8 protein-coding genes and 2 tRNA genes are annotated in these 6,813 nt (G+C 58.2%); 3 read left to right on the top strand and 7 right to left on the bottom strand.

Annotated features, from left to right (window positions below; all coding sequences use genetic code 11):
• The 6 genes from WA989_RS17870 to WA989_RS17845 all read right to left on the bottom strand — a co-directional run.
• Positions 1-193, bottom strand: a 193-nt coding sequence (locus WA989_RS17870; protein ID WP_424341823.1) for an ExbD/TolR family protein, incomplete at its 3' end; no start/stop codon positions are given.
• Positions 194-202: 9 nt separating this feature from the next.
• On the bottom strand, positions 203-613 hold the full coding sequence (locus WA989_RS17865) for an ExbD/TolR family protein (RefSeq protein ID WP_424341822.1): 411 nt from the start codon (positions 611-613) through the stop codon (positions 203-205).
• The gene (locus WA989_RS17860) at positions 613-1,128 is read right to left on the bottom strand and encodes a MotA/TolQ/ExbB proton channel family protein (protein WP_424341821.1); all 516 of its coding nucleotides are present in this window, start codon (positions 1,126-1,128) and stop codon (positions 613-615) included. The genes WA989_RS17865 and WA989_RS17860 overlap by 1 nt, the downstream gene beginning before the upstream one ends.
• A 29-nt stretch (positions 1,129-1,157) precedes the next feature.
• Entirely contained in the window at positions 1,158-2,561 is a 1,404-nt protein-coding gene (locus WA989_RS17855) for a MotA/TolQ/ExbB proton channel family protein (RefSeq protein ID WP_424341820.1), read from the bottom strand.
• A 27-nt stretch (positions 2,562-2,588) separates the two neighbouring features.
• Entirely contained in the window at positions 2,589-3,371 is a 783-nt protein-coding gene (locus tag WA989_RS17850; RefSeq protein ID WP_424341819.1) for a DUF3450 domain-containing protein, read from the bottom strand.
• A 471-nt stretch (positions 3,372-3,842) separates the two neighbouring features.
• Positions 3,843-3,917 (bottom strand) — tRNA-Gln (locus tag WA989_RS17845).
• 148 nt (positions 3,918-4,065) lie between these two features.
• Between WA989_RS17845 and WA989_RS17840 the strand changes: the two genes are divergently transcribed.
• The 3 genes from WA989_RS17840 to WA989_RS17830 all read left to right on the top strand — a co-directional run bounded on the left by WA989_RS17840 (position 4,066) and on the right by WA989_RS17830 (position 6,485).
• Positions 4,066-4,142 (top strand) — tRNA-Pro (locus WA989_RS17840).
• A gap of 121 nt (positions 4,143-4,263) precedes the next feature.
• Complete coding sequence (sppA, locus tag WA989_RS17835; protein WP_424341818.1) at positions 4,264-6,045, top strand: signal peptide peptidase SppA; 1,782 nt, start codon at positions 4,264-4,266, stop codon at positions 6,043-6,045.
• 95 nt (positions 6,046-6,140) lie between these two features.
• Positions 6,141-6,485 (top strand): chorismate mutase, encoded by a 345-nt coding sequence (locus tag WA989_RS17830; protein ID WP_424341817.1) that lies wholly within the window; start codon positions 6,141-6,143, stop codon positions 6,483-6,485.
• Here the strand turns inward: WA989_RS17830 and WA989_RS17825 are convergent.
• Positions 6,434-6,813, bottom strand: a 380-nt coding sequence (locus WA989_RS17825) for an Hpt domain-containing protein (protein WP_424341816.1), incomplete at its 5' end; no start/stop codon positions are given. The genes WA989_RS17830 and WA989_RS17825 overlap by 52 nt on opposite strands.

The following is a 6,813-nucleotide window of genomic DNA, read 5'->3' as shown; positions in this document are numbered from 1 at the left end:
GAATACCGAGCGGGTTCTGGCGCTCCAGATTGTCCACTTCCGTCTTCGAGATATCGACACCGGGTTCCTTGATGAACTGGGCGGTGACGATGAAGAAGATCAGAAGGATGAAGACAACGTCCAGCATCGGGGTGAGGTTGACGTCATCATCCCCGCTACTGTCAGAGGCCAACATGCGTTTTCTACGTGCCATATCTGCCTCCTAGCTTTCACTCTGTACAATGTTCACGCGGTTCATCTTCGCATTGTACGCTTCGTCACGGATCTTGACGATGACACCCGTCCGGGCTCTTGGGTGAGCCTGGATGATGAGGGCGCTATCGGGATTTTCGGCGCGAAGCCGTTCCATGTTCGCCCGCACACCGGCAAGCTCGGTATAGCGGCCGTTGACCGTGATCAGATTGTCTTCACCGACATAGACAAGGATCGCCTGATTTTCCTGCTGATCCTGGTTGGGCGGCGTCGGAGGGGGCGGCGGCTCGAGGCCGAGCGCCCGTTCCTGGATGAAGGTCGAGGTCACGATGAAGAAGATGAGGAGAATGAACACCACATCGAGCATCGGTGTGAGGTCGACAGTGGCCTCATCAGGCGTCTTGGATTGTCTTCCTCGCATCAGCCAATCTCCATTTCGTCTTCGACCTTCTGGACAAGGCGGTTCACCTTGGAGTCCATGCCGGATGTAAAGATGATGCCGGAGATCGACGCGACCATGCCTGCCATTGTCGGGAGTGTAGCGCGTGATACGCCGCCCGACATTGCCTTTGCGTCTGCGCCATCGGTAATGGCCATGACGTCAAACACGGTCACCATGCCTGTTACTGTCCCGAGCAGACCGAGAAGCGGCGCGAGCGCCACCATGGCCTTTGTCATGGAGACATTGGCTTCGGCCTTGATGCGTACTTCGGAGACCAGCTTGTCACGCACCCAGTGGGCCAGCACCGACTTGCGGTCGGAGCGGGCATTCCACTCGGCAATCGCATCGTTTGCAACAGCCTGGTGCGCGAAGCGGAAATAGAAGAGCCGCTCCAGGATCAGCGCCCACATAATGAATGTGGCCACCATAATGACAAGCAGGACTGGTCCACCCCGTGCCAGAAAGGCCTCAAGATCGTTAAGTCCTAAGTCCATAAGGATACCTCCCGAAGGAGGGAGCGGCCTTAGGCCACTCCCGTGTTGGACTCTGCGCGCTCGGCCACGAGGCCTGCGGCTTGCTCATCGAGGATCTGCTGGTTGCCGCGCGCCAGGGACGCAGCGACTGCGTGCAGCAGAAGCAGCGGAATGGCAGCAACAAGACCAAGCACCGTCGTCATAAGAGCGACCGAGATACCACCAGCCATCAGCTTCGGATCGCCGGCACCAAAGTTGGTGATGGCGGTAAAGGTGATGATCATACCGATAACCGTACCGAGCAGGCCGAGAAGAGGCGCCACAGCGGCAAGCACTTTGACGATGTCATTGAAGCGCTCGATCTTCGGTGATTCGCGCAGGATCTGCTCGTCGAGTTTCAGCTCGAGCGATTCAATATCCTGGTGACGGTTGGTTTCATAAGCCTCGAAGACGCGGGCGAGCGGGTTTCCTGTACCGGCTTCGCGGGTCTTGGCCGTCTTGCGCATTGCACCGCCCATCAGGAAGAGCGTGACAATCTTGAAGATCGCGAAGGCAGCACCAATGGCCAGAAGCACGAGGATGACGGCGCCAACGATACCGCCCTGGGCGATCCGCTGGTCCAGCGTTGGCATTTCGCCAGCAACTGCAAAGAGCTGACCTTTGGTCGGGTCAACTGGCGTGATGACGACTTCGCCTTCACTGGCGTTGATCAGCTTGTTCATGGCGGACTGGAAGTCGCCGCCCGGCTGGGCTTTCAGAACGCGAAGATACGGATCATCCGTATTCTCGGAAATGATTTCCAGGAAGCGGGTATTGTCCGTTGTCGCAGCCGTGAACACGCCGACACGCATGACTTCGGTTTCAGCCACTTCCCCTTCCGGGCCAGCGCCTGCGACCGGACCAACGAAGGTTTTGACTTCCGACTGGGCGACCATTTCCTGCAGCATCGCTGCTGGCAGCGCATCGAGGTCTTCGCGGGTTGGAAGCGAGCGGGCCTCGGACACCTCAGCGAGCTTCTCGGCACGGCCAGAATACTCGTAGTTGGACAGCGATTCCTTGATGATCGGCATCGTCTCACCAGCCGCGGTGCGGAACTGGCCAAGCAGCTCACCGAAATCGCCGGCTTGCGTTTCGAGTTCTGTAGAAAGCTCGGTCAGCTGACGCTCGTTTTCGTCGAACTCAGCTGACAGGGCGCGGCCGCGGGCTTCAGCTGCATTGAGCTGACCGCGGGCCTCACCCATCAGGCGCGACTGCTCAGCTGTCTGCTGGCGGAACTCCTGGAGGCGGCGCTCGTCTTCAGCCGACATCTGCTGGGAATCCTGCTGGACGCGTCGGAGAATGTCGCCGAGCGATACATTGTCCTGGGCCATGGCAGGGGCGGAAAAGGCAATGGCAGATCCCATAACGAGCGCGGTAGCGCCGAGGGTCTGCAGAGACTTGGTGAATAGTTTCATGTCAAATTCCTCTGAATTCTCTGGCGCTTACTGAGCTGACACGCTGAGGCGGGTTGCTGGCGCGTAAAGCACTTTCGGAGTGGTGGTGCCTTTCGCGACCTTGATGGCCTCTGCAATGTCTTCCTTGAACTTGTTTTCCACCGGCACCCAATCGCCGCTCGCGCGGTCATAGCGGGCAGCATATTTGCGGTCCGGGGAGACGTAGACGAGTGCAACACGTCCATAAAGGAACATGTCGACCATCACCTCATTGCCGTCGATATTGATCGCCTCAGGCCAGGTCTGAATCGTGCGGCCATATTCCATCTCGCGCTTATATGCCTCGATGATCAGGCGGTACTGCTCGACGATCGGAACTTGCGGATTTTCCATGGCAGCGCGCAACTCATCAATGCCTGCGCGGCGCTCTACGAGTTTGAAGGGAAGGTCAGCACTGACAAAGGCTTCCAGATCGGAAATCATGTCGATGAGCATCGGTGTCGTCTGGGCCGTGATTTCGTCAACCCGGCCAAGCTGCTCTTCAAGCGATTCAAGCTCGCGGCGCTGGCTTTCGACGACTTTCTCCTGCTGGCGCGCATAGAGTTGCGCGGCTTGCGTACGCTGGAGAAGGGTCCGGAACTCGCTAACCATGTCAGAACGTTGATCGTCCAGCTGGTTAATCTGCTCTTGAACCTGTTCGGCCCTGCGAGTGGCCTCCTCTCCGGTATCAAGCGCCTGGCGCAGTTGGCCCTGGGCCATGACGGGCATTGCCAAACCGGCAACAATTACCGCTGCCACGGCACCCCGCGCCGGTGTCAGTACTTTTTTCATGAGGTTTGCCTCTCACTCTCCGAATGGTCGTGCATGAACTGCACGGTGAAACTTCTATTGCGACCCTGCCCCCTAATCTACTGGCGGGCCGCCACACTGCTAAACGGACACACACAAGCCCGCAGTTCTGGAGGAGATGTGGTGAGAACACCTCTGACCTCCCCCAATTTGTCCGGAGTGCTCTGAGCGCACTCTCTTTTTATAATTGATTTCTCGGCTTTACGCCTAAAGGGGTCGCCAAGGCAACCATCGCCCCGAACGCTAGCAACAGCAACGCGTCGGATCAATGGCCGTTCACAAACCGTTTAAAAAACTTACCGATTTGACGCGCAAGCACAATCACGCATCACAGTGCTTAAAATCATGGCAAATTCACGACCACCTGAAGACGGCCTGGAAATTACTATAGAATTCAATGGGAGTGGCCGCGTTTACTGCGGGCCCGTCGGTTCTGCCGGAAACCGGAGAGAGTGGCTGGGGTACCAGGATTCGAACCTGGGAATGTCGATACCAAAAACCGATGCCTTACCACTTGGCGATACCCCAACATCTGGCGAAGGCAGGGACATACTCAATCCGGTATGAGCTTGCAACTCCCCAACTGACCCAAATACAGCTGCACTTTGTTGGACGCACAGCCAGGCCGATATCTTGCCACTGTCTACCGCCTGTTATATAGCCGCGCGCTCAAGGCCGGAATATAGCTCAGCCTGGTAGAGCACCGTCTTCGGGAGGCGGGGGTCGGAGGTTCGAATCCTCCTATTCCGACCAGTCTTCTTCATTCTTCGAAGACAGTTAGATTCCCCCTGTAAAACATATCGCCTCTTTACTTTTTACCGATATAATCCATATCGTTTATTGATAAATTCGACGGTTCGGAGGTTGTTACGTCGTGCGAACATTCTTCATAGCCTTGGGCGGTGCCATTGCTGGCACGATCCTGGGCGCAATCCTTCTCTTCTTTATTGCCTCCATGGTGATTGGTGGATGGATAAATTCTGCAGGCGCTTCTCTTTCTGGAGATGGCGACAATCCAGCTTCGATGGTTCTGACCATCGACCTTCGCAACAATCTCGATGACCAACCGGCGACGTCTGGGCTCGCGGCTCTGTTCGGCGAAAAAGGCTTCGTCAATGTTCTGACCCGGCTTGATTCCGCAGCAAGCGACGACGCAGTCAAAGGCGTCCTGATCCGGGCGAGCGAGTATTCGGTCGGATCGTCGCGCGCAGAAGAGATGCGAAACGCCATCCACAAACTGCGCGACGCCGGCAAGTTCGTTGTGGTCCACTCACAAGGCACCTATGCCGGCGGCCCTTCGATGATGCGGGTCATGGCGGCGGCCGATGAAGTCATCGTTCAGCCGGGCGGCGATTTCCTGCCGAGCGGCATTACGTTCGAGACCCTGTTCTTCAAGGACCTGCTCGACCGCCTCAATGTCACGGCTCAGATCGACCAGTTCTATGAGTACAAGAACGCACCGAACGTCTACAAGGAGACCGGCTATACAGAAGCTCACCGCTTCGCAATGACAGAACTTGCGGAATCGCTCTGGGAAGCGACCGTGAGCGACATTGCACAAGACCGCGATCTGTCGATCAACGCCGTGAAGTCTGCCTTGGCCGATGCGCCCCTCAGCCCTGAGCGCCTGATTGAACTGGGTCTGGCGGATGATCTCGGCTGGCCAGAAGATGCAATGGACGGCGTAAAGGAACGCGGAGGCGACGATACCGAACTCGTCGACATTCTGTCCTATAATTCTCCAACTGCCCCCCTCGGCACGTCCGCGATTGCGATCGTCGGGGGTGAAGGTCCAATTGTGACAGGCGGATCTGGCGGTGATTTCCTGAATGGCGGCTCTGACTTCGCATCCGATGCAATCGCAGGCGCCATTCTTGAGGCCGGTGAGAACGAGCGCGTGAAAGCGATTGTCTTCAGGGTCGACAGCCCGGGCGGATCGCCGACAGCGTCCGACCAGATCTGGCGTGCGGTTGAACGTGTCCAGGGGAACGGCAAGCCGGTCGTGGTTTCGATGGGCTCGGTCGCTGCCTCAGGCGGCTACTATGTCTCGACCGGCGCGGACTGGATCATGGCCAGCCGATCGACGATCACAGGATCAATCGGCATCTTTGGCGGCAAGCTCGCCATCGCTGATGGCCTGCGCCAGATCGGCATCAATTCCGAAGCCATCTCGGTCGGCGGACCTTTCTCCGGCGCGATGTCGACGCTGGAAGGCTTCGACGAGCAACAGCGCGAGCTGCTCCATGCCTGGCTGGAGCGCGGCTATGACCGGTTCATCGGACTGGTCGCGGACGGGCGTAATTTGCCAGAGGACAATGTTCGCGAGATTGCGCGCGGCCGCGTCTGGACGGGTGAAGACGCCCTCCAGGTCGGCCTCGTCGACGAGATTGGCGGACTGATGGATGCTGTCGGAAAGGCGCGTGAGCTTGCCGGTATCGATGCCGACGAGCAGACACGTCTCATGTTCTATCCTGTCCCTCAGGGCGGATTGCCGGGCCTTGGTCCGGTTGCAGAAGCCTCCTCTGAAGATCTTGCGACCCTGGCCAATGTCGCCCGGCTGCTTGATGATGAGCGTATTCAGATGCTGATCGAACAGGGCGGCATGCTCGACCAATCGCCAATCCAGGCGCGCGGCCCAAGCTTCATCGAGCACTAGCTGCACAATATACCTCTGCGTCGAGCCGCCACACCATTGCGTCTGGCGGCTCGTCTTATATGTAGCGAAGACCTATTGCCGGCTCAGGAGCATTCATGACCGACACAGCCGATCCAGATACCCGACGTCATACTGCGCAGAGCGCCGAAACAATGGCGGATGTTCGCTTCGAGATTGACCGGCTTGACCGGCACTTGGTGAAACTGCTCGAAGAGCGTCAATCCTTCATGGACGCTGCTGCCCGTATCAAGGGAACCCGCAAGAGCGTGCACGACCGCGAGCGCATCGAGGATGTCATCACCAAAGTGCTGGCGGAGGCAAAACGTGAGGGATTGTCAGCTTCGATTGCAGAGCCGGTCTGGCGCACCCTGATCGACCGCTGCATTGCCTATGAGTTTGAGGCCTTCGACGCTCTCAAGCCTGGCCGCGACAAGGCGTGAGTGGCACGCCCGCACGCTTCAAGCGTGACGGCGATCTGGTCTTTCACATCATTCAGCAACAAGGCAGCGCCCGCTGTCGTCGGCGGCAGATCGCGTCCCGCCGTCTCGGCCTCCTGACAGACTGACGCCAGGTCGTGTGCCCCGATGCTGAGCGCGGCGCCCTTCAGCGTGTGAACGGCGTCTGCCCATTGGGACGCAGGCGCGCGCGGATCCAGCAGTCTCGACCAGATTTCAGCCTGCTGGCGGAAGATATCGATGACCTCTTCGGCAAGATCAGCATCACCGCCCGTCATCGACAGCAGGTGTTCGATGTCGATTTCAGTCTGTA

It is taken from the genome of Henriciella sp. (assembly GCF_049649345.1).
In the GTDB taxonomy this organism is placed as follows: Bacteria; Pseudomonadota; Alphaproteobacteria; order Caulobacterales; family Hyphomonadaceae; genus Henriciella.
Note: the sequence above shows the minus strand (reverse complement) of the source record. Positions and strands in the feature narration are given on the sequence as shown.